Below are 22,847 nucleotides of genomic sequence, written 5' to 3'. Positions count from 1 at the left end.
TATGATGCTATTTCGTCCCGTCAGGGAAAACGATCTCGACGACATCATTCGCCTCGCCTCGCGGGCGGGGGTCGGCATGACGTCGTTACCGAACGATCCCGCGCGCCTGGCCGCGCGGATCCAGCGCAGCGTCGACACCTTCGCCGGCAGGCTGCCCCGCGGGCAGCAGGGCTTCCTGTTCGTGCTGGAGGATACCGACCTGTCGCGGGCGGTGGGCGTCAGCGCCATTGAGGTGGCGGTAGGGCTCGACGAACCCTTTTACAATTTCCGCCTGCAGCGCACGGTTCGCGCCTCGAAGGAGCTGGGGGTCTATAAAAATCAGGAGCTGCTGAACCTCAGCTACGACCACACCGGCCATAGCGAGCTCTGCACCCTGTTCCTCGACCCGGAGTACCAAAAAAACCGTAACGGCCTGTTCCTCTCCAAAGCGCGGTTTTTATTTATCGCCGCCTTCCGGGAGCTGTTTTCGCCGCATCTGTTCGCCGAGCTGCGCGGACGCAGCGATGAGCACGGTAATTCGCCGTTCTGGGATGCGCTGGGCCACCACTTCTTCGATATTCCGTTTGCCGACGCCGACCGGCTGACCGGCACCGGCATGAAAACCTTTATTGCCGAGCTGATGCCGGCGTATCCGATTTACGTCTCGCTGCTGCCGGAAAACGCCCGCGAAGCGATTGGCGAGGTGCATGCCAATACCTCGCCGGCGCGGGCGATCCTTGAAAAAGAGGGCTTCAGCTGGCGCGGGTCGGTGGATATTTTCGACGCCGGCCCGGTGCTGGAGGCGCAAACCGACAGTATCAGAGCGATCGGCGAGAGCCGGTTTATCCCGGCCATGCACGTCATGGCGCAGCGGGCGGCGCCGATCATCGTCGCCAATAACCGGTTTGAACATTTCCGCGCGGTGCTGCTGACCCCGGAAGAGAACAACGAACGCGCCGCGCTGGACGCCCTCGAGGTTAGCGAGACTGACCGGGTTCATGCGGTAACACTTAATCCGGAGAGCAGGACATCATGGCAATAAACGCACATTTTATCGCAGGCGAGTGGCTGCAGGGCTCGGGCGCGCCGTTAACCAAGCTGGCGCCGGAAAACCAGGCGCCGCTGTGGCAGGCGGCCAGCGCGGGAGCGGCGGAGGTGCAGGCCGCCTGCGCGGCGGCGCGCGGCGCCTTTTATGCCTGGTCCCATCTTGCGCTGGCGGAGCGTATTGCCTGCGTGCAGCGGTTTGCCGCGCTGCTTGATGCGCATAAAGAGGCCCTGGCGGCGCTGATTTCCCGTGAAACCAGCAAGCCGCTGTGGGAAACCCGCACCGAGGTGCAGGCGATGATCGGCAAAGCGGCGATCTCCATTGACGCCTACGCCGAGCGCACCGGCTATCGCGAATCGCCGATGCCGGACGGCAAAGCGCTCCTGCGTCACAAGCCGCACGGAGTGATGGCGGTCTTCGGCCCGTACAACTTCCCCGGACATTTGCCGAACGGTCATATTATTCCGGCGCTGATCGCCGGCAACACGGTGGTCTTTAAGCCCAGCGAACTAACGCCGGCGACCGCCGAGCTGACCGTGCAGCTGTGGCAGCAGGCCGGGATCCCGGCAGGGGTTATCAACCTGATTCAGGGCGGCAAAGAGACCGGCCAGGCGCTGCTGGAAAACCGCGATATTGACGGGGTGCTGTTTACCGGCAGCGCGTCAACCGGCTTCCACTTCCACCGCTATCTCGGCGGCCAGCCGGAGAAGATGCTGGCGCTGGAGATGGGCGGCAACAACGCGCTGATCGTCGCCGACGCGCTTGACGTCGACGCGGCGCTGCACGTGATTATCCAGTCGGCGTTTATCTCCGCCGGACAGCGCTGCACCTGCGCCCGCCGGCTGGTGGTCAAACGCGGGGAGCAGGGCGACGCGCTGCTGCAGCGGCTGGTTGCCGCCAGCGCCAGCATTCGCGCCGGCCGCTGGGATGCCGAACCGCAGCCGTTTATGGGCGGCGTTATCTCCCTGCAGGCGGCGCAGGGGATGCTGGCGGCGCAGGACAAGCTTGAGCAGCTGGGCGGCAAGGTGCTGCTGCGCATGACCCAGCCGGATCCCAACTCCACGCTGCTCACCCCGGGAATTATTGACGTCACCGGGATCGACGTGCCCGACGAAGAGTATTTCGGCCCGCTGCTGACGGTGGTCCGCTATGAGCAGTTTGATGAGGCGATCCGCATCGCCAACAACACCCGCTACGGGCTGGCGACCGGGCTGATTTCCGCCGATCCGGCGCTGTTCGCCAGGCTCGCCGATGAAGCGCGCGCCGGGATCGTCAACTGGAACAAGCCGCTGACCGGCGCCTCCAGCAAGGCGCCGTTTGGCGGCGTGGGCGCCTCCGGCAACCACCGCGCGTCGGCCTGGTACGCGGCGGACTATTGCGCCTGGCCGATGGCCTCGCTGGTCAGCGAAACGCTGACGCTCCCGGCGGCAACGTCGCCCGGCCTGCCATTCTGACAACGGATTCTGTGAGGACACTATGTCTGGTTTTGAAGCTAATTTCGATGGCCTGGTTGGGCCTACGCACCACTACGCCGGGCTGTCGGTCGGTAACGAAGCCTCGCAAAATAACCGCGACGGCGTATCCAACCCGAAGAAGGCGGCGCTGCAGGGCTTATGCAAAATGAAGGCCCTTGCCGACAGGGGCTTTATTCAGGGGATTTTACCCCCGCAGCCGCGGCCGAATATCGCCGCGCTGCGCGGCCTGGGCTTTTACGGCAGCGATGAGCAGGTGATCGCCCGCGCCGCTGCCGACGCGCCGCATCTGCTCTCGGCCTTCAGCTCCGCATCGTCGATGTGGACCGCCAACGCGGCGACGGTATCGCCATCCGCCGATAGCGCCGACGGCAGGCTGCATTTTACGGTCGCCAACCTGACCAACAAGCTGCACCGCTCCCAGGAAGCGCCGACCACCGCGGCGATTTTACGCGCGACCTTTGCCGACGAAGGCTATTTCGTCCATCACCATGCCCTGGCCCAGCACGGCGACCTGGGCGATGAAGGGGCGGCAAACCACAACCGCTTCTGCTACGACTACGGCCGTCAGGGGCTGCAGCTGTTTGTCTACGGCAGGCGCGCCAGCGGCGGCGTGGCGCCGCAAAAATATCCGGCGCGCCAGACCCTGGAGGCGAGCCAGGCGGTGGCGAGGCTGCATCGGCTGAACCCGGAATATACCGTCTTTGCCCAGCAGGATCCGGCGGCCATCGACGGCGGCGTGTTCCATAATGACGTGATTGCGGTAAGCAATCGCCACGTGCTGTTCCATCATCAGCAGGCCTTTGTACAGCAGCAGGCGCTGCTGGCGACCCTGCGGGAAAAAGCGGCCCGCCTGGATATTCCGTTTGTCAGCGTCGAGGTTCCGCAGGCCCAGGTGGGGCTTAACGACGCCGTCGCCTCGTATCTGTTCAACAGCCAGCTGCTGAGCAAGCCGGATGGCAAAATGCTGATTGTGGTGCCGGAAGAGTGCCGCCAGCGCGACAACGTCTGGCAGTACCTGAGCGGGCTGGTGAGCGACAGCGCGTCGCCGATCGACGAGCTGGCGGTATTCGATCTGCGTGAAAGCATGCGCAACGGCGGCGGCCCGGCCTGCCTGCGCCTGCGGGTGGTGCTGAACCACGCCGAGCTGGCGGCGGTGAATCCGCACAGCCTGATGGACGACGCGCGCTATCGGCAGCTCACGCAGTGGGTCGAGAAGCATTACCGCGATCGCCTCCACGCCCGCGACCTGGCCGACCCGCAGCTCCTGAGCGAGGTGTATCAGGCCCTTGATGAACTGACGCAGATTTTGCGCCTGGGCTGCATCTATGACTTCCAGCGCTAAGGGACCGGGAATGGACAACAAGGTGAATGATTTACTGCACTGTCGGCTGGCGGAGTGGGCGTTTCCCGCAGAAATTGAGGCGCGTTGGCTGGCGGACGGCGTGCTGCAGCTGCTGCCGCAGAGGCCGTGGCAGCAGGCGGCGATCGTTTCAGCCGGCATTCACGGCAACGAAACCGCGCCGATAGAGATGCTGCTGGAGATCGCGCATGCGCTGAGCCAAGGCCAGCAGCCGCTCTCGCAGGCGCTGCTGATCGTCTTCGGCAACCTGCCGGCGATCCGCGCCTCCCGCCGCTATCTGCATAACGACCTCAACCGCCTGTTCGGCGGGCGTCATCTGCGCGCGGCGCCGGGCAATGAGTCCCGGCGCGCGGCGGAGCTGGAGGCGGCGGTCCGGGCGTTCTATACGGCGGCCGATGCCCACGGCCGCGTCGGCAGAGTGCATCTCGATCTGCATACCGCCATCCGCGGCTCGCGCTACCGCCAGTTTGCGCTTCTCCCCGCGCGGGAGGGAGAGTACAGCGCCGGGTTTTATCAGTTGCTCGCCGCCAGCGGTATGGACGCGGTGGTGCGTCATACCGAACCCGGCGGGACCTTTACCCACTTTACCGGCGAGACGTTTGCCGCCGAAAGCGCGACGCTGGAGCTGGGCAAGGTGATGCCCTTTGGCGAGAACGATCTGCGCCTGTTTGCCGCCGCCGATGCGGCGCTGCGGGCGACGATCGGCGGCGGGGCGCTGCCGTCGCGCCTCAAGGAGCCGATGCGCCATTTTGTGGTTCAGGAGAGCATCATCAAGGGCGACGATCGCTTCACCTTGCACCTCGATCCGCAAACTGAAAACTTCACCGCGCTTGCCGTCGGGCACGTTATTGCGCGTCAGGCGGAGAAAACGTGGGTTATCGATGCGCAGGCTCCCTACATCCTGTTTCCGAATGCGGGAGTGGCAAACGGGCAACGCGCCGGTTTGCTGCTGAAGTCTGCCGCGCCATGCCTTTCTTTGCCTCTCTGAAGGAATCGACATGACTCAACATCAACGTGAGGGGCAGGAGCATCCTGCCATCGACGGGGAGTGCCCGTCGCAGCTCAAACGCGGCCTTGGCGCCCGGCACATTCAGATGATTGCGCTGGGCGGCGCTATCGGTACCGGCCTGTTTATGGGGGCGGGACGAAATATTGCGGTGGCGGGGACCTCGATCCTGCTGATCTACCTGCTGGTGGGCTTTTTTACCTATATGGTGATGCGGGCGATGGGCGAAGTGCTGCTCACCCGCCTGGACTATCGCTCCTTCGCCGATTTCGTCGGCGATTATCTGGGACCGCAGGCGAGCTTTTACCTCGGCTGGACCTACTGGCTGAGCTGGGTGGTGACCTGTATTGCCGACGTGGTGGTGTGCGGCAGCTATATGCAGTACTGGTTTCCCGAAATGTCGGCGTGGATGCCGGCCCTGAGCACCCTCGGCATTCTGTTCCTGTTCAATTTGCTGTCGGTGAAGATGTTCGGCGAGGCTGAGTTCTGGTTTGCGCTGATCAAGGTGATTACGATTATCGCGCTGATCGTCACCGGCGCGTGGATGATCGCCATCGGCTGGACCTCGCCGGACGGCGTGAAGGCCTCGCTGCACCACATTACCGACCCGGCGGTCTTTATGCCTCACGGCGTCACCGGCTTCCTCGCCGGTTTCCAGATAGCGATTTTCTCCTTCACCGGGATTGAGCTGCTCGGGACGATGACCGCGGAAACCCGCGATCCGCAGAAGATCTTACCTAAGGCGATCAACGCGCTGCCGCTGCGGATTATCATTTTTTATCTGCTGTCGATGGTGGTGATTATTGCCGTGGCCTCGTGGCCGGGCGTGTCGCCCGACGCCAGCCCGTTCGTCACCTTGTTCGCCAAAGCCGGCCTGCCCGCCGCCGCGGCGGTGATAAACTTCGTGGCCCTGACCTCGGCGATGTCGTCAGCCAACAGCGGGGTTTACTCCAGCACCCGCATGCTTTACGGCCTGTCGGTTGAGAAGCACGCCCACGGGCAGTTCCGCATCCTGTCGCGCCATACCCGCATTCCGGTGCGCAGCCTGCTGTTCTCCTGCTTCTGTATGCTCAGCGGCACGCTGCTGCTGTTCCTCGTACCGAACGTGATGACCCTGTTTACCATCGTCTCAACGCTGGCGGCCATTATGGTGGTCTTCAGCTGGGGAATGATCCTCGTGGCCTACCTGGTGTATCGGCAAAAGCGCCCGGACCTGCATGAAAGCTCGGCCTTTAAGATGCCGGCGGGCGTGGCGATGAGCTGGCTAAGCCTGCTGTTTTTTGCCTTCTCCATTTTTATTATGATCTTCGACCCCGATACCCTGAAGGCGCTGATCGCCACGCCGCTGTGGTTCATCGCCCTGTGGCTGTGCTGGAAAATAAAGCAGAAGCGAGAAGGGCAAACGCGGCTGGAGAAACTTAACGCCTGACAGGATACAATCGGCCCAATCTGCTGCGCGGCGATAAAGAGGGACGTTGTCGCTGCGCAAACTGAAAAGGAGAAGGTATGTCAGATAATTTCCCGGCGCTCTCCGCCGATACGCTGGCGGCAGCGAACCTCGTCGGCGCCTGGCTGGCGCAGGACGATTTTACAACGCTGGCGCAGAAGCCGCCGTTTGAGGTGGTGGTGCTGGCGGGCAACGCGGTGATCCCGACCATTGATGCCGCCTGCCGGTTGGCGGCTGACGCCGAGGTTCCGCTGCTGATAAGCGGCGGGATTGGGCACTCAACTTCATTTCTCTATGAGGCGGTACGCAACGATCCGCGCTATGGTTCGCTGCCGGTAGAGGGACGCGCCGAAGCGCTTATCCTTGCCGATATCGCCCATCAGTACTGGCACATACCGCGCGAGCGGATCGTGACGGAAGCGCGCTCCACCAACTGCGGCGAGAACGCGCGCTTTACCCGCGACGTGCTCGAGGCCGAGGGGCTGGCGCACCGCGCGGGCGTGGTTATCCAGGACCCGACCATGCAGCGGCGAACGATGGCGACCTTCGCCCGCGTCTGGCAGGGGGCAGATCCGCTGCCGCGCTGGTACAGCACCCCGGGCTTCGTGCCCCGGCTGCGCAATACGCCGGAGCAGGGCCTGGCGTTCAGCGGGGCGGCGCACGGGCTGTGGCCGGTGGGGCGCTATCTGGCGCTGATCCTTGGCGAGCTGCCGCGCCTGCAGAATGGCCCGCAGGGATACGGTCCGCTGGGTAAAGATTTTATTGCCCACGTTGATATGCCTCCGCGGATTGTCAGCGCGTGGCGCCAGCTGAGTGAAGACAGCCTCCTGACCCACGCCCTCGGCGAGCGAACCTTAGGCTGATGATTTTTGCCCGTTTGCGCCAGGTTTGTCGCAAACGGGCAGTTTGTGTTGCCTGAATGTAACGTTTCCCCCGGCTTTCGGGGCCGTTTTTATGAAGTAATTCACATAATCAGGCGTGCGGACTGCTCTTATTGCCTCTTATGGATAGATTTTTAACAAATAAATCACTTGTTAAAAACAATAAATCTACAGGAGCAGGCTATGACAGCACCCGTTCAGCACCCGATGTATATTGATGGTCAGTTTGTTGCCGGACGCGGCGACGCCTGGATTGACGTGCTTAATCCCGCTACCGAAGCGCTGCTCTCCCGTATCCCCGACGGCAGCGCCGAAGACGCGCGGCGGGCCATTGATGCCGCGGATCGCGCGCAGCCGGCCTGGGAGGCGCTGCCGGCTATCGAGCGCGCCGGCTGGCTGCGTAAAATCGCCATCGGGGTCCGCGAACGCGCCGGCGAGATTGCGGCGCTTATCGTAGCTGAAGGCGGGAAGACTCAGCAGCTGGCGGCAGTGGAGGTCTCCTTTACCGCCGATTATCTCGACTATATGGCCGAGTGGGCGCGGCGCTACGAAGGTGAAATCGTGCAAAGCGACCGTCCCGGCGAAAATATCCTCGTTTTCAAACGCGCCCTCGGCGTGACCACCGGCATCCTGCCGTGGAACTTCCCGTTCTTCCTGATTGCCCGCAAGCTCGCCCCGGCGCTGCTGACCGGCAATACGATTGTGATTAAACCGAGCGAGTTCACGCCCAATAACGCCGTTGCCTTCGCGCAGATTGTCGATGATATTGGCCTGCCGAAGGGGGTGTTTAACCTGGTGTTAGGTCGCGGGGAGACCGTCGGCCAGGAGCTGGCGGCGAACCCGAAAGTGGCGATGGTCAGCATGACCGGCAGCGTAGGCGCGGGTGAAAAAATCATGGCCGCTGCGGCGAAAAATATCACCAAAGTGTGCCTCGAGCTGGGCGGTAAGGCGCCGGCGATTGTGATGGATGACGCCGATCTTGAGCTGGCGGTCAAGGCGGTGGTCGATTCGCGGGTGATCAACAGCGGGCAGGTATGCAACTGCGTTGAGCGCGTTTACGTGCAGAAAGGGATCTACGATCGCTTCGTTAACCGCCTCGGCGAAGCGCTGAAAGCGGTGCAGTTCGGCGACCCGGCCCTGCGCGATGATATTGCGATGGGGCCGCTGATCAACGCCGCCGCGCTGGAGCGGGTCGAGCAGAAGGTGGCCAAAGCGCTGGCTCAGGGCGCGCGCCTTGCCTTAGGCGGCAAAGCGGTTGCCGGCAGCGGCTATTTTTATCCGCCGACGCTGCTGCTGGACGTGCGCCAGGAGATGGATATCGTCCACGAAGAAACCTTTGGCCCGGTACTGCCGGTGGTGGCGTTTGACACGCTTGAGGAGGCGCTGGCGATGGCCAACGACAGCGACTACGGGCTGACATCGTCAATCTATACGCGCGACCTGAACGTGGCGATGAAGGCGATTAAGGGGCTGAAGTTCGGCGAAACCTACGTTAACCGCGAGAACTTTGAAGCCATGCAGGGCTTTCATGCGGGCTGGCGCAAATCCGGCATCGGCGGGGCCGACGGCCGCCACGGTCTGAACGAATACCTGCAGACCCAGGTGGTCTATTTGCAGGCCTGAGCCGCGGGTGAAAAAGCGGATAGCCGAGGGCTATCCGCTACGGTTACAACCTATTTAGCAAACTTATCCAGCACGCGGATGAGCTGGGTGACGAAGCCGTATTCGTTGTCGTACCACGCCACGGTTTTGACCAGCTGAACGTCGCCTGCCTCGGCGATTTCAAGCTGGGTGGCGTCGTAAATCGAGCCAAAGTGGCTGCCAATCACGTCGGAAGAGACGATCTCCTCTTCGGTATAGCCGAAGGATTCATTATTCGCCGCCGCGTTCTTCATCGCCTGATTGACCTCTTCGGCGGTCACCTTTTTCTCAAGAATCGAGACCAGTTCGGTGACCGATCCGGTTTTGGTCGGCACGCGCTGGGCGTGGCCTTTCAGCCTGCCGCTGAGCTCAGGAATGACCAGACCAATCGCCTTCGCCGCCCCGGTAGTGTGCGGGATGATGTTTTCCGCCGCCGCGCGCGAGGCGCGTAGATCTTTGCCGCGCGGGCCGTCGACCAGCGACTGGGTGCCGGTGTAGGCGTGAATGGTGGTCATCGTGCCGAGCCTGATCCCGAACGCATCGTGGAGCACTTTGGCCATCGGCGCCAGGCAGTTGGTGGTGCAGGAGGCGACGGAGATAATGGTGTCGTCTGCGGTGAGGGTGTCGTCATTGACGTTGTAGACGATGGTTTTCATCTCCCCGGCGGGGGCGGAGATCAGAACCTTTTTCGCCCCGGCGCTCAGGTGAGCCTGGGCTTTCTCCGTCGAGGTATAGAAACCGGTGCACTCCACGATAAGCTCCGCGCCTGTGCTTTTCCACGGAATGTGCCGGGCCTCTTTCTCGGCGTAGACGGTGATGGTCTTACCGTTAACGATCAGCGCGTCGTCGGTGTAGTCTACGCTCCACGGGAAGGGACCGTAGTTAGAGTCATGTTTTAACAGATAGGCCAGCACTTTAGGCGAGGTGAGATCGTTAATTGCCACCACTTCCAGCGGGCTGTTAACTTCCAACAAACGGCGTAATACCAGACGTCCGATACGACCAAATCCATTAATTCCAAGCTTGCTCATGGAAAATCTCCTGGTGAGTCGGTTAGAGGGTAAAACTCATACAGGCATACTCCAGTCGGCCGGCCTGGGCAACCAGCAAAATCGGCCTCGTGGCTAAGCTTTTGAAAAAACGCTACAGAAAAATTAATGCATTCGTTCATCATCTGGCGGGAGGAAGTCGGGCCGATAAAACGGGACGCGTTCTGTTTCCGCTGTTATAAAAACGGCTTTCTTTTATGGCGCTCAGGAACGCCTTGCCCAATCGTCCACCCCGGCGGTTTAGGAGTTAAATGATGTCAAAAAAACGCAGGATCGGCCGGCTGATCGCGGCAGGAAAAACGACCCCCGCGCGGTTAACTCTTCAGGCAGAGATTGAGGCGCTGAAGATACCGCCCCGCACCAGAGCGGAAGCAAAGCGGCAGCTGGCAATAAAGCTTCGTCTGCTGAAGAGCGGGGCGCTGAACGAACAATCATTAAGAGAGCTGGAGAAAAGGGCGGCACAGGATTTATCATTAGCCAACGCGCGCAGATTTGAAGCGGGCGTTGTCGATGCGGTTACTACAGAAAAAATCTCCTTAGCGCATAAAAAATGGCGCGGCCGGACGGCAGATTAGCGCGGTACGATCTTTCTGCCGCGGGCGAATTTATGGATAAAAGGTGTTAGCAATGAATCTATCGGGCAGCTGTTTTCTGGCTGTATTGACGCTGGGTAGCGCCTCGTTTGCGGTGACGGCGAAAACAACGTCGGTTAAGTGTTCCTACCCGACCTATAGTGACCAAAGCGGCAATCATGTCGCTAAAAACCCGATGGTGTTGACGTTTATCATCGATAGCGGAACAAGCAAGGCCTATATGGCCGGAAACGCCGGTTCGACCGAGGTAGCCATCGTGCCAAACGGCGTAGACGGCATGTCTTTTATTGAAACGTCAGAGGTCGGTAACGTCACCGTTACGACAATGACGAGGAGCGGTGATTCGGTGCATAGCCGCAATACGGTTATGCCGGGAGGCATTTTCGCCTCTCAGCATTATGGAACCTGCGTGGCGCAGTAATTTTCGCCCGTTCAGATGCGGGAAAATCCCCCGGCGTCGTCGATAACCACGGTGTTACGACCGGAACGTTTGGCTTCATAGAGCGCCAAATCAGCTTTGCGAAGGACGGTGTAAACATCGTTTTCGTTATCGCTGAACCCGGCAACGCCGAGGGAAATGGTCACTTTCCCGGCGTGGGGGAAATCGGCATTTTCGATCCCCACCCGGATGCGTTCAGCCACCGCCGCCGCCGCTGTCAGGCCGGTATCCGGCAGGAACACCACAAACTCCTCACCGCCAAACCGACAGGCAACCTGCCCGTCGGCGCAGAGGTTGCGCAGCTTCTCACTGAATGTGACCAGCACAGCATCGCCGCCGTCATGCCCGTGCAGATCGTTAATCTTTTTAAAATGGTCTATATCAATCGCGATGATGCAGCGCTCGGCGGAATGGAGGGATTGTTTCAGCAGGGTGCTGAAACCTTTGCGGTTATAGAGTCCGGTCAGCGGGTCCGTCATCGTTTCATCGCTGAGGGCGTTTACCCGCCTGGCCATTATTTGCAGATGCAGGCTGAAAGCCTCTTTAAGACGTTCCGCTTCCTTGTACCAGACGTTAATATTGGCCAGCTTTTTGAGCGTGGACTCATTGTTTTCCGCGCGCGTGAATTCTGCGAGTTTCTCCAGCGGAGCCGAAATGATGGCAGCAAAAATCGTTACGGTCGTCACCGTGAGGATGATGATCGCGAGCGTGAACCAGAACGCGTTCACTACCGTCTGCATTAATATACGGGATACGCTTTCCGATGCCCCCGAGATGATAACCTTCCAGTCGGCCTGCTTCAGGCTGGCGTAGCCAACCAGGTTGCCGCCGCTTTTGCCATCGCCAAAAAAGTGCCCGTTTTGCGTTTTGATAATCTGCTCCTGCAGGCCGGGAGCAGAATTAAACCCGCCGCCCACTCGTGTCGGATCGCGATTAAAGATTATTTTACCTTCATTATTAATGACGCTGACGTCCGTTGTATTTTCGTAAAAATGCATGCTTAGAATATCGCTGAGCATGCTCTCTTTTTGCAGATAGATGCTGCCGCCGATATAACCGAGATAGTCGCCGCCGGGGCTAAATAATGGTTGCGAGACAAACACGACGTAATTACCCGCCGCCGATATAAAAGGTTCAGAGATAAAAAGCTTTTTTGAGGCTATGGCCTGCCTGCTAGCGCCAGAGTGCAGCTTTATCCCCACCAGCTTCAGGCTCTCCGGAGAGGCGGCAGCAATAACGGCGTTGGAATTAACAATTACCACCGAGTTGAAAAAGCCGGACTGCAGGCGCAGCCGGTCAGCTTCATTTTGCAGCTGGCGGCGGTCGTTAAGGGCTTTTATCTGCCCGGCGCTGTAGGCCAGCTCCCGCTGCGCCGTCACCAGGTAGCGGTCGGTGGTATCCGCCAGTTTACGGGCGTAGGCGAGGTTGTTCTCGAGTAACCGATCCTCAATGTTGCCCTTCTGGAAAAGCGTCAGGGCGCTGAGCAGCAGCATTGATGTCAGCAGGATCCCTCCGACGGACAACATCAGCATGAGAGTGCGCAGATGCAGTTTTTTCCTTGGCATAAGTTTTCACGTATCTTAAAAATTTTCTGCATTTTATCAGCTTTTTAGCGCAGAACATAAGCAGCTTCTGCTGCTCTATCGCTTGATCGCAAGTTCCGGCTAGCGGGCGGCGGCCGGGATTATGGCGCGCCGTGCTACTGGGCGTCGATCGATTTTGTCCATGCCATATCAGCGATACCTAATCGACGACGCCCTTAGAGACTTACCGTGGGGAACGATACGTTACCCGGCTCCAGTAGCCTGAGCCGGTACCCGCAATTTTTATCCAGCCCAGACGCGTTAATTCCAGCGCAATAAAGGTGTTTAAGAGGCCGTGGCCCATGCTGACAACGTGCCCGTGCTGCGCCGCCGTGTCGATCAGCTCCCGCGCCATTTTTGCTGCTCGCGCCCGGACTTCAGCTTTTGATTCAGATCCCGCCGCAAGATCAAAAAACCAGAGCAGGCGGAACAGCATCAGCCAGATACCCGCGGGGAATTTTATTAGCGCTACGTTGATAACGGGCAGCGGCGCTTCGCTGAGGTCGCGGAGTATGGCATCCGGGTTCACCCCCAGCGCAGATAGAGACGAAAGCGCGCGCGGCAGGGGGCTGCAGACAAAATAATCGCTGGCCTCGCAGGCGGATTTTGTCTTCGGAGAGGGCATTTCAGCTACCGTGGCAGCGTTATAATCCGCTATCCAGGCAGGCATTTCGCTGGTTTTAAGCCACAACAAACCCCGGTTCTTTACGCCGTCAGGCTTCCCGTGCCGTATTAAGGTAATGTCCATATTGGCATCGTCTGGTAATGAAATGAGTGGAGGCAATATAACATTGATGATAGTTTTCATATGCCGGTTTCTATCGTAATAAATTATTCTTTTAATATGCTCGGCTGAATAAAAAGACATCAGATGAAATACCTTATCTTCTTCTTTGCCGCGATCGTCATTTTTTGTGCTTTCTTCGTTATTCGCCTGTCAGATTTTGATCTTTCTGGTTATGGAAAACAGAGAGAAATATCATTTCAGCACCATCAGGATATTTTACACGGGACGTTAATTCTTCCTCCTGGTAAAGTTAATCCACCGGTGGTGCTTATCGTTCACGGCGACGGTGCCCAGGATCGCTGGTCCGCAGACGGGTATATTCCGCTTGTTAAGTTCCTGGTGGCCCAGGGAATAGCCGTTTTTTCATGGGATAAACCCGGCGTAGGAACAAGCACCGGGAACTGGCTGGCGCAGACAATGGCGGATCGCGCAGAAGAAGCGGCAATGGCATTACAAAAAATGAAACAACAGCCTGAGTTGAAAGACAGTCGTGCGGGATTTCTCGGATTTTCGCAGGCCGGATGGGTCGTGCCGCAGGCTAGCCAGCTGGCTCTCCCCGATTTTGCCGTGCTGGTCGGCGCGGCGATAAACTGGCGAAATCAGGGCGTATACTATCTGGAGCAACGGCTCAAATTTGCCGGGCGTTCGGCCGTTGAAATTGACCAGACTAAAAAACTTGAAGAAGAGACCTTTGACAGACAGTTTACGGAGGAAGCTGCTGCACATCCTTGCCTGTCGCGCTGTACCCGGCAGGACTTCGAGCGCAGAAATTCCCGCGCGGATGCAACCAAAGAGATCTCCGGGATGCATACTCCCGCGTTAATCATGATGGGAGAGAACGATCGAAATGTGGACCCGAATGAAACAGTCGAGATCTGGGCCAGGAAGTTACCAGAGAGCACTCCCCGATGCATCCAACTGGTTGCCGGTGCGACTCACGGGCTCCTGCGCAGTAGATGGTTTGATTACCAGCTTCCCTCACAGCTGCCGCTGTGGAAACAGGGCCTGTTTCTGTTGTTGGGGCAATATGCGTATTCACCCGCAGCACTCACTGCTGTTTCGCACTGGATCCTTAACCAGAAATGCGGTTAATGAACTTCACGCTGACGGCTGACTAAATGGTTAACACTTTATGTAAGGGGGATTTGTGCGCACTCGCCCATCATCTCGATTAATAGTTCTTTCGCCTGAAAATCACGTCTTGCTCTTTTGCTTCTGCCATACAGATGACGCTTTGAGCGGCAGGACATATTGGGCAACGCCGGGTGGAGGGCTTGAACACAATGAATCCTTCGAGCAGGCTGCTTTACGCGAATTACTTGAAGAAACGGGTCTGATAAGAACAGCTGCAGGACCGCAGATCGCATCCAGATCCTTCACCATGATGCTAGCTGATGGGGAGACGGTTGTTGCTGATGAGCGTTTCTTCATTATTAATACAAATACATCAGATATCGACCGCTCAAGGTGGAGTAGCAACGAAAAAAAAGTCATTCGCGATCACTACTGGTGGACAATAGAAGAGCTCAGACATACCGATGAAATCATCTTCCCACTCGATTTGATCATCAACATTCTTGAAAGCAGGTTAACCGACTCCCCGGTATTTAACGTGTCGCAATGACCTTGATGTTCGCTTCTGGCATGCAATGAACATCTGAACTTAGCCCATCACTCCCATAGCAAATGTCGCTTTTACATATTGCGAGCGGATGCTTAGGGCAAACGGCACGTCCCTGACTTTTTTCACCACTAAGCGCCCGGCTGAACTGGACCACAGGGCCATCGGTGACACCAGGCGACGGGGACGCGCCTACGGGCGAGCTGATATTTCCTTAACTGCTCGCCAGCTCGAACAGCCGACGCGTCGCAGGGGTCAATCCTGACATATGAATGCAGGCGTGCACCATGCCCGGCAGTCGCTCGCAGCGTACCGCTACGCCAGCTTCCTGCAGCCGAAGCGCATACCGTTCGGCCTCATCGCGCAGCGGATCGTATTCGCAGCTCAGGATGGTTGCCGGCGGCAAACCGCGCAGTGAAGCCGCGTGCAGCGGTTCGGCATGAGGATGACGGCGTTCTCCCAGATAGCTGTGCCAGCAAAATGCCATCGCATCACGCGTTAAATAATAGCCCTCAGCAAACTCGCGATAGCTCCCGGTTGCCATATCGCGACTTAACGCCGGATACAGCAGCAGCTGATGCTCAATGCGAGGACCGCCGCGATCCCGCGCCAGTAGCGCGGTTGCCGCCGCGAGATTCCCGCCGGCGCTATCGCCGCCCACCGCCAGGCGGTTGCTATCGATGCCCAAACGCTGCGCCTGTGCGTAAACCCAGCATAGCGCCTGATAAACATCCTCTAACGGTCGCGGAAATGGGTGCTCTGGCGCCAGCCGGTAATCCACTGACACTATTATCCGCCCGGTGGCATTGGCCAATGCCTGACAAGGCCGATCGTACAGCGCCAGCGATCCCAGACACCAACCGCCGCCGTGAGCAAACAGCATCGCTGGCTGCGCGGTTTCAGTATTTAAGCCAACGGGCGTATAGGCGCGAAGGGCAATACCGTAGCCATCATCAACGATGGCGACATAATCTTTGAAGCCATCGTTGATTTCCATCTCTCCCTGTAGCTGAAGCAAATCGGCTTCAGCGGCCGCGCGCATCTCGCCCAGCGACGCTGGCGGCGATGCGCTCCTTTGCGATGAAGCGGCGAGGAAGCCGGCAATATGCGGATCAAGCGGCATAGTGAGTCTCCTCTGAAAGAAAGGGGACGATCAGCCCGATAAAATCCTCATGACACTCTTCGGTAATAAAATGACCACACCCGGCCACCGTCTCGCCGCGCAGATCGTGAGCATTGCCCTGCAGCGTTGCCAGCGGCGCATCAGCCGTTGCATATTCTGCTCCCACCGTAAGCACCGGCATTGTTAAAGGCACTTGCTTGCGGAGCTGGTTCTGCCGAATGGTCTCCGGGATCGCGCGATAGTAATCGAAGCCCGCGCGCAGCCCGCCCGGAGCAGAATAGGCGGCGATATAAACCTCTGCGGCTACCCGATCGCGGCGATGAGACCAGCGGTTGAAAATATAGCTGAGATATTGTGATTCACGGCCGTAGGTCAGGGTTTCCGGTAAATCGGCCAGCTGATTGAACATGAAGTGCCAAAGGAAAATATTCTCTTCCGGCGCGACAAAAATCGACGGGGCAGGGGCCAGCCCCGGGATCACCGCTTCTGTCAGCACAAGTCGCTCAATCGCCTGCGGAAAATCGCTCGCTATGGCGTAGCCAATCCACATGCCAATATCGTGGCCCACCAGGCTGTAGCGCGTATGCCCCAGCTGCGCCATGACTGCGTGCAGCACGGCGCCAACGCTTCCGGTATCGTAACCGCCATGGGGCTTATCGGAATCGCCGATGCCCGGAGGGTCAACGGCGATCGCCTGAAAACCGGCGTCGGCAAGCGCGCGGATGACGTAGCGCCAGGTATACCAGGTCTGGGGCCAGCCGGGTATCAGCAGTACCGGCTGACCTTTTCCCGCCACGGCGCAGTGGATGCGCTGCCCGTTGACCTTAGGATAGACGTGTTGCACCTCAAGATCCGCGTAGAGGATCTCGCCGTATTGTTGTTCCATGAGGGATTCCTTTAAATATTCTGGCCTAGCGTATGCCGAGTAATTTTTTGATTTGATGAGGATTTACCGGCGCGCCGGCGAAGTCGTCGAACACCTTATCGGTGATGTGAATAATGTGGTTGCTGATGAACTCTGCCCCCTCCCGGGCTCCGTCCAGCGGATTCTTCAGGCAGCACTCCCACTCCAGCGTTGCCCAGCCGGCGTAATCGTATTGCGCAAGCTTCGCGAAAATGGCTTTGAAATCAACCTGACCGTCACCTAATGAGCGGAAGCGGCCCGCGCGATCGATCCATGATTGATAGCCGCCGTAGATCCCCTGACGGCCGGTGGGATTAAATTCGGCGTCTTTAACGTGGAACATATTGATGACGTCCTTATAAATATCAATAAATTCCAGGTAGTTGAGCTGCTGTAGCACCATATGACTCGGGTCAAAAAGTACCCGGCAGCGGGGATGTTCGCCCACCCGCTGGTGGAACATTTCGAACGTCACGCCATCGTGTAGATCTTCGCTCGGGTGGATTTCATAGCACAGATTAATACCCTGCTCATCGCAGGCGTTGAGTACCGGCAGCCAGCGCCTGGCAAGCTCGTCGAAGGCGGTTTCGATTAGCCCGGCCGGACGCTGCGGGAACGGAAACAGATAAGGCCAGGCCAGCGAGCCGGAAAAGGTGCCCAGTTCGCTGAGGCCAAGGCGCGCGGAGGCTTTGACGGCCATCAGCAGCTGTTGCCGGGCCCACTCGCCGCGGGCTTGCGGATTGCCGTGTACCTCGGACGGCGCAAAGCTGTCACATAAGCTGTCGTAGGCCGGATGTACCGCCATCAGCTGGCCGAAGATATGGCTGGTCAGTTCGCTGACTACCAGACCGTGTTCCGCCAGCATACCGGTCAGATCGTCGCAGTAGGTCTGGCTTTCCGCCGCGGTTGCCACGTCGAAGAGACGCCGATCCCATGCCGGGATTTGCAATGCCTTAAAACCGGTTTCTGCGGCCCATTGGGCAATCGCAGCCAGGCTGTTGAACGGGGCGACCTCGTCGCTAAACTGAGCGAGATGGAGGCCTGGACCTTTGAGGGTTTTCATCGTAAACTCCTATTGTTTGTCGATTGACAAACAATAGGAGTAAAAACGGATAACCGCAAGCAAAATTATAAATGCGTTGGTAATCTCAACGATTTAAGCGATCCTTGATCGCTAAATATCGGACCAACTGGAGCAACGTAATGGCAGGCAGACCGCGCGAATTCGATCGTGAACTGGCGCTTTTGAAAGCGCGTAATCTATTCTGGCGACAGGGCTATGAAGGGACGTCAATGTCGGATTTGGTGGCGGAACTGGGCATCGCTTCCGCGCGTATTTACAAGGCATTCGGTTCAAAAGAACAGCTTTTCCGGGAAGCGATTGCTGACTACGAAAATCAGGAAGGGGGCTTCGCGGATCGCGCCTTTGCCGCCGAGGGCAACGTGCGGGAGGCAATCAAAACGCTGCTGATGGATGCTGTGCGCCTCTACTGCCAACCGGACCTGCCGCAAGGATGTATGGTGGTTGCCTCCGCTGCCAGCGTCAGCGTGGAAAATAACGACATCAAAACCTGGCTGGCTCAGCATCGTCTCCAGCGCACGCAGCAGATTATCGACCGGCTGCGTCAGGCGGTGCATAGCGGCGAGCTGCCTGCCACTACCGATGCTGACAGCATTGGCGATTATTTCGCCGCCTTTTTGCACGGCCTGTCGGTTCAGGCTCGCGATGGTGTTGCCGAATCGCGATTGCTGGCGGCGGCTAATGTGGCGCTGACCGCACTACCATATACAGATTAAGTTATTTTCGTTGGCAATGGCGTGAAGCAGGCGAACGGCAAGTTTCCCTCGCGTAGCTGCGCACGCGGATGGATATCTGCGGCCGTGAGTAGATGATCAACATCATTGGTCTTATTTTTGCTGATGTTAATCTCTCCTGTCTGAAGGTTGATATCTTCTCAAGCCGAAGCACCCCATGCCGCAAACCGGTGTGTACCGCGACAATCCATATCACTGCGTGCCTACGAGAATGTTTGGTAATCAGATGTGCCAGGAGGGGAGCAGGGGTTTTTGGGTTACCTTTAAATTTTTAACATTCTCATGGGGAGAGCGTGTGTTGAACGGGCTTTGACTGGCTAAATCAGCATTCGAGAGAAAGACCGCGCAGCGTGCGCGGCAGTCCGCCGCCCGCGAGCGTAAAATTGAACTGGATCTCTACTCATAATTCCCCAGAATGACAGTGAAAGCGCTTTCTGCTCCCCTGGCAGTCCCCATTATGCTAAGTTTTAGGGGCCATCTGTCTTACGAGAGTCTTAACTCAGGAGATAATTCTAAGGAGAGTAAATATGGCCATGTTTGGGAAAGTAACACTTGGCATGTTCTGTCTTGTTTTTGCGAAATTTGCATTCTGTGCAGAAAAAGGGCTCAATTACGAATCAAATAATAAGACATTCACCTTAAAAGAAGAGTGTATTTCATCTTTGGTGATGAATAATTATATGTTTGATTCAAAAGAATATTACTCGCTGAGCGTGCGTTTAAAAAATAGTCGAAATTGTTCTCTGGCGTTAAATGGCATAATAGAAGAAAATATCGGGAATCACTTGCGCATATATTTCAACTCTGATTTGCTGATTGATAGTTATATTGCGGGGAAGCTTAATACTGAAAATGGCTTCAAAATGCCTTTGGACAGTAAGAAGTTGGGCGATAAAATTCTTTCATTTTATCACAAGAATAGTTAAGTGAATGTATCTATGAAATTACAGTCGCCCTGATTTGGGGTGACGGTATGCTTAATCATCTTTTGCGGAAATCTACCGTTACCGTAACGGGAACTGAGTGAGATTTTACTCGTACAGAAGAATGCCCGGCCCAGGTAGCCGTTAACGAGAAATAACCAGGTCCACGGTCCAGATGGTCTTAATCTGATTATGCTCTGGATACTTACATGTGTTCAAACATAAAAATCTTCCCGAAACTCGTGAGTTTGATGGCGAAAATAGGTCGTATTTTAGGGGGGATTGGGGGGCGAAAAGTATCTTAGGGGCGCTTTTGAGGGCGTTAAAAACGCCGCAAACGACCAACAATCTCCTTCAGCCTTACAGCTTAACTTCTTGTATTGCCACTAAATGCATGATTCCTCGCGATTGTTTCTTATAAGTACGTAAAAGTTAATGAATTTTTAATAAAAGGCCGTTATGTTGTCGGCATCACACTTTTGTTAAGGGTTTTCCCATGCGCGATAAATACTCCGGCCTGCAGATAGGCATCCACTGGCTGGTATTTTTATTAGTGGTTGGCGCCTATGCCGCTATGGAGCTGCGGGGCTTTTTCCCTCGCAGCGACCGGCCGCTGATTAACATGATTCATGTATCCTGCGGTATTTCCATCTGCGTACTGATGGTGGTACGACTGCTGGTGCGCCTGAAATCTCCCGCACCGCCGATTGTGCCGAAGCCATCGCCGATGATGACCGGTTTCGCGCACCTGGGGCATCTGGTTATCTATCTGCTGTTTATCGCCTTACCGATCGTCGGCATGGTCATGATGTATAACCGCGGCAACCCGTGGTATGCGTTTGGCCTGACGATGCCCTTTGCGGCGCAAAGTAATTTTGAGCTGGTGGATACGCTGAAGGGCGTACACAGCCTGCTGGCGAATACCGGCTACTTTGTCGTTGGCCTGCATGCGCTGGCCGCGCTGATGCATCACTATTTTTGGAAAGACAATACGCTGCTGCGCATGATGCCGCGCAAGCGCTAGCTGTGATTAGCTTTCTACGTTCAGACCCCGCCCTGTGCGGGGTTTTTTATTTCTTTTACCGCGGACTGTGATACATCTGATCGCACCAACGGGAAGAGGGGATAAAGATGAGAGTCAGACTTGCCGCGCCGGATGAAGCGCCAGCACTATGGGAAATCCGCAATCAGGCGATACGCCACGGCTGTCGTGAAAGCTATGACGCCGAGGTTCTGCAGGCCTGGACGCCGGATCTGATGCCGGAAGGCTATCGCCATGCGGTGCGCGACAACCCCTTTTATGTGATCGAAGAGGCGAACGGGCGCGCGGCAGCGACCGGCTATCTCGACCTTCGCGCCGGCAGCGTCGAGGCGATTTTTACCCGCCCGGAGTGCTTCGGTAAAGGTTACGCCGGGCTTATCGTGACGACGATAATCGCTGAAGCGCGTCGCCGGGGGCTGACGCGAATCACGCTGGAAGCCACGCCCAACGCCGCCGGTTTCTATCTGCGCCACGGCTTTGTGGCGCTCGGTGAAAAATGGCTGCCATCAAAGCTGGCCAATGCTGATTTACGCTGTGTGGATATGATGCTGGAGCTGAGCTGAGCCCAAAACTGCGCCGCTGTGCTACGGTTAAAGCGGCGTTTCAATTTGCCATATTGCTTAATTAAATATAGTATACCCCCCTATATGATATGGAGGGCGTCACCGTGCCACATTCACCTGAAGATAAAAAACGCGCCCTGAGCCGCGTGCGCCGTATTCGCGGGCAGGTCGAGGCGCTTGAGCGCGCGCTGGAGTCCGGCGAGTCCTGTATGACAATTCTGCAGCAGATCGCCTCAATTCGCGGCGCAACCAACGGTTTGATGGGGGAGATGGTGGAAATTCATCTCCAGGATGAGCTGGTAAGCGGCGAAACCACCCCTGACCAAAGAGCGATACGAATGGCGGAAGTCGGCCATCTGCTACGATCCTACTTAAAATAAATCATGACGAAGGAAGAGACCCTTATGAAATCACGTGCAGCAGTCGCGTTTGGCCCGGGCCAGCCGCTGAAGATCGTTGAGATTGACGTCGCGCCGCCGAAAAAAGGCGAAGTGCTGGTCAAGATCACCCACACCGGCGTCTGCCATACCGATGCCTTTACCCTCTCCGGGGACGATCCGGAAGGCGTGTTCCCGGCGGTGCTGGGGCATGAAGGCGGCGGCATTGTCGTTGAAGTCGGCGAAGGCGTGACCAGCCTGCAGCCGGGCGATCACGTTATTCCGCTGTACACCGCCGAGTGCGGCGAGTGCAAATTCTGTAAATCCGGCAAAACCAACCTCTGCCAGGCGGTTCGCGCCACCCAGGGCAAAGGCCTGATGCCGGATGGCACCACCCGTTTCTCCTACAACGGCGAGCCGATTTATCACTATATGGGCACCAGCACCTTCAGCGAATACACCGTTTGCGCGGAGATTTCGCTGGCGAAAGTTAACCCCCAGGCTCCGCTGGAGAAAGTCTGCCTGCTGGGCTGCGGCGTGACGACCGGGATCGGTGCGGTTCACAACACCGCGAAGGTGAAAGAGGGCGATACGGTAGCGGTATTCGGCCTCGGCGGAATCGGTCTGGCGGTTATTCAGGGCGCGGTACAGGCGAAAGCCGGGCGCATTCTGGCGGTCGATACCAATCCGGAAAAATTCACGCTCGCCAAAGAGATGGGCGCGACCGACTTTGTCAATCCGCGTGATTACGAAAAGCCGGTGCAGGACGTCATTGTTGAGCTCACCGACGGCGGCGTGGACTTCAGCTTTGAGTGTATCGGCAACGTCAACGTCATGCGTTCGGCGCTGGAGTGCTGTCATAAAGGCTGGGGCGAGAGCGTGATTATCGGCGTTGCCGGTGCGGGCCAGGAGATTAAAACCCGGCCGTTCCAGCTGGTAACCGGCCGCGTATGGCGCGGTTCCGCATTCGGCGGCGTCAAAGGGCGCACCCAGCTGCCGGGCATGGTTGAAGACGCGATGGCGGGGAAAATTCGCCTCGATCCGTTTATCACCCACCGCCTGCCGCTGGATCAGATCAACGAAGCGTTTGACCTGATGCACGAAGGTAAATCAATCCGTACCGTTATTCATTTCGGCGACCAGTAATCACCGGCAGCAGGCACAACGCGCCTGCGAGTGCCGACGCCGATCGTC

Annotated in this window: 23 protein-coding genes; 17 read left to right on the top strand and 6 right to left on the bottom strand. The window is 57.6% G+C overall.

The window, feature by feature from the left end; all coding sequences use genetic code 11:
- The first annotated feature begins 4 nt into the window (after positions 1-4).
- The 7 genes from astA (at position 5) to aldA (ending at position 8,816) form a co-directional block, all read left to right on the top strand.
- The gene (astA, locus tag NWP14_RS05690; protein ID WP_375215101.1) at positions 5-1,021 is read left to right on the top strand and encodes an arginine N-succinyltransferase; all 1,017 of its coding nucleotides are present in this window, start codon (positions 5-7) and stop codon (positions 1,019-1,021) included.
- On the top strand, positions 1,012-2,478 hold the full coding sequence (gene astD / locus NWP14_RS05685; RefSeq protein ID WP_375214951.1) for a succinylglutamate-semialdehyde dehydrogenase: 1,467 nt from the start codon (positions 1,012-1,014) through the stop codon (positions 2,476-2,478). Before astA ends, astD begins: the two co-directional genes overlap by 10 nt.
- A gap of 22 nt (positions 2,479-2,500) precedes the next feature.
- The gene (astB, locus tag NWP14_RS05680) at positions 2,501-3,841 is read left to right on the top strand and encodes an N-succinylarginine dihydrolase (protein ID WP_375214950.1); all 1,341 of its coding nucleotides are present in this window, start codon (positions 2,501-2,503) and stop codon (positions 3,839-3,841) included.
- A 10-nt stretch (positions 3,842-3,851) separates the two neighbouring features.
- Positions 3,852-4,847, top strand: a complete 996-nt coding sequence (astE, locus tag NWP14_RS05675; protein ID WP_375214949.1) for a succinylglutamate desuccinylase — start codon at positions 3,852-3,854, stop codon at positions 4,845-4,847.
- A gap of 10 nt (positions 4,848-4,857) precedes the next feature.
- A complete protein-coding gene (locus NWP14_RS05670) occupies positions 4,858-6,294 on the top strand; it encodes an amino acid permease (protein ID WP_095097347.1) in 1,437 nt (478 codons plus the stop codon).
- Between the two features lie 77 nt (positions 6,295-6,371).
- Positions 6,372-7,175 (top strand): YdcF family protein, encoded by an 804-nt coding sequence (locus NWP14_RS05665; RefSeq protein WP_375214948.1) that lies wholly within the window; start codon positions 6,372-6,374, stop codon positions 7,173-7,175.
- A 201-nt stretch (positions 7,176-7,376) separates the two neighbouring features.
- Positions 7,377-8,816 (top strand): aldehyde dehydrogenase, encoded by a 1,440-nt coding sequence (aldA, locus tag NWP14_RS05660; protein WP_331835330.1) that lies wholly within the window; start codon positions 7,377-7,379, stop codon positions 8,814-8,816.
- A gap of 50 nt (positions 8,817-8,866) precedes the next feature.
- Here the strand turns inward: aldA and gap are convergent, their stop codons facing one another.
- Positions 8,867-9,865 (bottom strand): type I glyceraldehyde-3-phosphate dehydrogenase, encoded by a 999-nt coding sequence (gene gap / locus NWP14_RS05655; protein ID WP_095097356.1) that lies wholly within the window; start codon positions 9,863-9,865, stop codon positions 8,867-8,869.
- A 269-nt stretch (positions 9,866-10,134) separates the two neighbouring features.
- Between gap and NWP14_RS05650 the strand changes: the two genes are divergently transcribed.
- Positions 10,135-10,458 carry a hypothetical protein gene (locus NWP14_RS05650; protein ID WP_375214947.1) on the top strand — a complete coding sequence of 108 codons (324 nt, stop codon included), beginning with the start codon at positions 10,135-10,137 and terminating at the stop codon, positions 10,456-10,458.
- A gap of 52 nt (positions 10,459-10,510) precedes the next feature.
- The gene (locus NWP14_RS05645; protein ID WP_095097362.1) at positions 10,511-10,897 is read left to right on the top strand and encodes a hypothetical protein; all 387 of its coding nucleotides are present in this window, start codon (positions 10,511-10,513) and stop codon (positions 10,895-10,897) included.
- Between the two features lie 11 nt (positions 10,898-10,908).
- On the opposite strand, the gene NWP14_RS05640 is transcribed toward NWP14_RS05645, so the two are convergent.
- On the bottom strand, positions 10,909-12,480 hold the full coding sequence (locus tag NWP14_RS05640; RefSeq protein WP_375214946.1) for a diguanylate cyclase: 1,572 nt from the start codon (positions 12,478-12,480) through the stop codon (positions 10,909-10,911).
- Positions 12,481-12,682: 202 nt separating this feature from the next.
- Positions 12,683-13,366 (bottom strand): hypothetical protein, encoded by a 684-nt coding sequence (locus NWP14_RS05635; RefSeq protein WP_375214945.1) that lies wholly within the window; start codon positions 13,364-13,366, stop codon positions 12,683-12,685.
- A gap of 3 nt (positions 13,367-13,369) precedes the next feature.
- Here NWP14_RS05635 and NWP14_RS05630 point away from each other — a divergent pair, with 3 nt between their 5' ends.
- Together NWP14_RS05630 and NWP14_RS05625 are read left to right on the top strand one after the other, a co-directional pair.
- Complete coding sequence (locus NWP14_RS05630; protein ID WP_375214944.1) at positions 13,370-14,377, top strand: alpha/beta hydrolase family protein; 1,008 nt, start codon at positions 13,370-13,372, stop codon at positions 14,375-14,377.
- A gap of 55 nt (positions 14,378-14,432) precedes the next feature.
- Positions 14,433-14,909, top strand: a complete 477-nt coding sequence (locus NWP14_RS05625) for an NUDIX hydrolase (RefSeq protein ID WP_375214943.1) — start codon at positions 14,433-14,435, stop codon at positions 14,907-14,909.
- Positions 14,910-15,120: 211 nt separating this feature from the next.
- Here NWP14_RS05625 and NWP14_RS05620 read toward each other — a convergent pair whose 3' ends face one another.
- From NWP14_RS05620 to NWP14_RS05610, 3 genes are read right to left on the bottom strand one after another with little or no spacing between them, the layout of a single operon-like run.
- The gene (locus tag NWP14_RS05620; protein WP_375214942.1) at positions 15,121-16,029 is read right to left on the bottom strand and encodes an alpha/beta hydrolase; all 909 of its coding nucleotides are present in this window, start codon (positions 16,027-16,029) and stop codon (positions 15,121-15,123) included.
- The gene (locus NWP14_RS05615; protein ID WP_346431585.1) at positions 16,019-16,915 is read right to left on the bottom strand and encodes an alpha/beta hydrolase; all 897 of its coding nucleotides are present in this window, start codon (positions 16,913-16,915) and stop codon (positions 16,019-16,021) included. The genes NWP14_RS05620 and NWP14_RS05615 overlap by 11 nt, the downstream gene beginning before the upstream one ends.
- 25 nt (positions 16,916-16,940) lie before the next feature.
- A complete protein-coding gene (locus NWP14_RS05610) occupies positions 16,941-17,996 on the bottom strand; it encodes a sugar phosphate isomerase/epimerase (RefSeq protein ID WP_346431584.1) in 1,056 nt (351 codons plus the stop codon).
- A gap of 140 nt (positions 17,997-18,136) precedes the next feature.
- On the opposite strand from NWP14_RS05610, the gene NWP14_RS05605 reads away from it, so the two are divergent.
- The 6 genes from NWP14_RS05605 to NWP14_RS05580 all read left to right on the top strand — a co-directional run bounded on the left by NWP14_RS05605 (position 18,137) and on the right by NWP14_RS05580 (position 22,799).
- On the top strand, positions 18,137-18,730 hold the full coding sequence (locus NWP14_RS05605) for a TetR/AcrR family transcriptional regulator (protein WP_375214941.1): 594 nt from the start codon (positions 18,137-18,139) through the stop codon (positions 18,728-18,730).
- A gap of 545 nt (positions 18,731-19,275) precedes the next feature.
- Positions 19,276-19,674, top strand: coding sequence for a hypothetical protein (locus tag NWP14_RS05600; RefSeq protein WP_375214940.1), 399 nt, complete (start codon positions 19,276-19,278; stop codon positions 19,672-19,674).
- 493 nt (positions 19,675-20,167) lie between these two features.
- Positions 20,168-20,695: a cytochrome b561 gene (cybB, locus tag NWP14_RS05595; protein ID WP_375214939.1), complete on the top strand. Its 528-nt coding sequence runs from the start codon at positions 20,168-20,170 to the stop codon at positions 20,693-20,695.
- 107 nt (positions 20,696-20,802) lie between these two features.
- Positions 20,803-21,276, top strand: coding sequence for a GNAT family N-acetyltransferase (locus NWP14_RS05590; RefSeq protein ID WP_095097395.1), 474 nt, complete (start codon positions 20,803-20,805; stop codon positions 21,274-21,276).
- Positions 21,277-21,380: 104 nt separating this feature from the next.
- Positions 21,381-21,656: a metal/formaldehyde-sensitive transcriptional repressor gene (locus tag NWP14_RS05585; RefSeq protein ID WP_041147608.1), complete on the top strand. Its 276-nt coding sequence runs from the start codon at positions 21,381-21,383 to the stop codon at positions 21,654-21,656.
- A gap of 24 nt (positions 21,657-21,680) precedes the next feature.
- Positions 21,681-22,799 carry an S-(hydroxymethyl)glutathione dehydrogenase/class III alcohol dehydrogenase gene (locus tag NWP14_RS05580; RefSeq protein WP_095097398.1) on the top strand — a complete coding sequence of 373 codons (1,119 nt, stop codon included), beginning with the start codon at positions 21,681-21,683 and terminating at the stop codon, positions 22,797-22,799.
- Positions 22,800-22,847: the final 48 nt, after the last annotated feature.

The organism is Klebsiella sp. C349492 (assembly GCF_042055345.1).
Taxonomy (GTDB): domain Bacteria; phylum Pseudomonadota; class Gammaproteobacteria; order Enterobacterales; family Enterobacteriaceae; genus Klebsiella; species Klebsiella scottii.
The sequence above is the reverse complement of the archived record's forward strand: the minus strand, read 5'-3'. Positions and strand labels throughout refer to the sequence as shown.

Excerpts from the sequence above, each read along its gene's own strand:
- NWP14_RS05645 (WP_095097362.1), top strand. The coding sequence starts at position 10,511 with ATGAATCTATCGGGCAGCTGTTTTCTGGCTGTATTGACGCTGGGTAGC.
- NWP14_RS05610 (WP_346431584.1), bottom strand. The coding sequence starts at position 17,996 with ATGAAAACCCTCAAAGGTCCAGGCCTCCATCTCGCTCAGTTTAGCGAC.
- NWP14_RS05640 (WP_375214946.1), bottom strand. The coding sequence starts at position 12,480 with ATGCCAAGGAAAAAACTGCATCTGCGCACTCTCATGCTGATGTTGTCC.
- NWP14_RS05615 (WP_346431585.1), bottom strand. The coding sequence starts at position 16,915 with ATGGAACAACAATACGGCGAGATCCTCTACGCGGATCTTGAGGTGCAA.
- aldA (WP_331835330.1), top strand. The coding sequence starts at position 7,377 with ATGACAGCACCCGTTCAGCACCCGATGTATATTGATGGTCAGTTTGTT.
- NWP14_RS05665 (WP_375214948.1), top strand. The coding sequence starts at position 6,372 with ATGTCAGATAATTTCCCGGCGCTCTCCGCCGATACGCTGGCGGCAGCG.
- NWP14_RS05650 (WP_375214947.1), top strand. The coding sequence starts at position 10,135 with ATGATGTCAAAAAAACGCAGGATCGGCCGGCTGATCGCGGCAGGAAAA.
- NWP14_RS05620 (WP_375214942.1), bottom strand. The coding sequence starts at position 16,029 with ATGCCGCTTGATCCGCATATTGCCGGCTTCCTCGCCGCTTCATCGCAA.
- cybB (WP_375214939.1), top strand. The coding sequence starts at position 20,168 with ATGCGCGATAAATACTCCGGCCTGCAGATAGGCATCCACTGGCTGGTA.
- NWP14_RS05635 (WP_375214945.1), bottom strand. The coding sequence starts at position 13,366 with ATGTCTTTTTATTCAGCCGAGCATATTAAAAGAATAATTTATTACGAT.
- astD (WP_375214951.1), top strand. The coding sequence starts at position 1,012 with ATGGCAATAAACGCACATTTTATCGCAGGCGAGTGGCTGCAGGGCTCG.
- astA (WP_375215101.1), top strand. The coding sequence starts at position 5 with ATGCTATTTCGTCCCGTCAGGGAAAACGATCTCGACGACATCATTCGC.
- NWP14_RS05670 (WP_095097347.1), top strand. The coding sequence starts at position 4,858 with ATGACTCAACATCAACGTGAGGGGCAGGAGCATCCTGCCATCGACGGG.
- astB (WP_375214950.1), top strand. The coding sequence starts at position 2,501 with ATGTCTGGTTTTGAAGCTAATTTCGATGGCCTGGTTGGGCCTACGCAC.
- NWP14_RS05605 (WP_375214941.1), top strand. The coding sequence starts at position 18,137 with ATGGCAGGCAGACCGCGCGAATTCGATCGTGAACTGGCGCTTTTGAAA.
- NWP14_RS05600 (WP_375214940.1), top strand. The coding sequence starts at position 19,276 with ATGGCCATGTTTGGGAAAGTAACACTTGGCATGTTCTGTCTTGTTTTT.
- astE (WP_375214949.1), top strand. The coding sequence starts at position 3,852 with ATGGACAACAAGGTGAATGATTTACTGCACTGTCGGCTGGCGGAGTGG.
- NWP14_RS05630 (WP_375214944.1), top strand. The coding sequence starts at position 13,370 with ATGAAATACCTTATCTTCTTCTTTGCCGCGATCGTCATTTTTTGTGCT.
- NWP14_RS05580 (WP_095097398.1), top strand. The coding sequence starts at position 21,681 with ATGAAATCACGTGCAGCAGTCGCGTTTGGCCCGGGCCAGCCGCTGAAG.
- NWP14_RS05590 (WP_095097395.1), top strand. The coding sequence starts at position 20,803 with ATGAGAGTCAGACTTGCCGCGCCGGATGAAGCGCCAGCACTATGGGAA.
- gap (WP_095097356.1), bottom strand. The coding sequence starts at position 9,865 with ATGAGCAAGCTTGGAATTAATGGATTTGGTCGTATCGGACGTCTGGTA.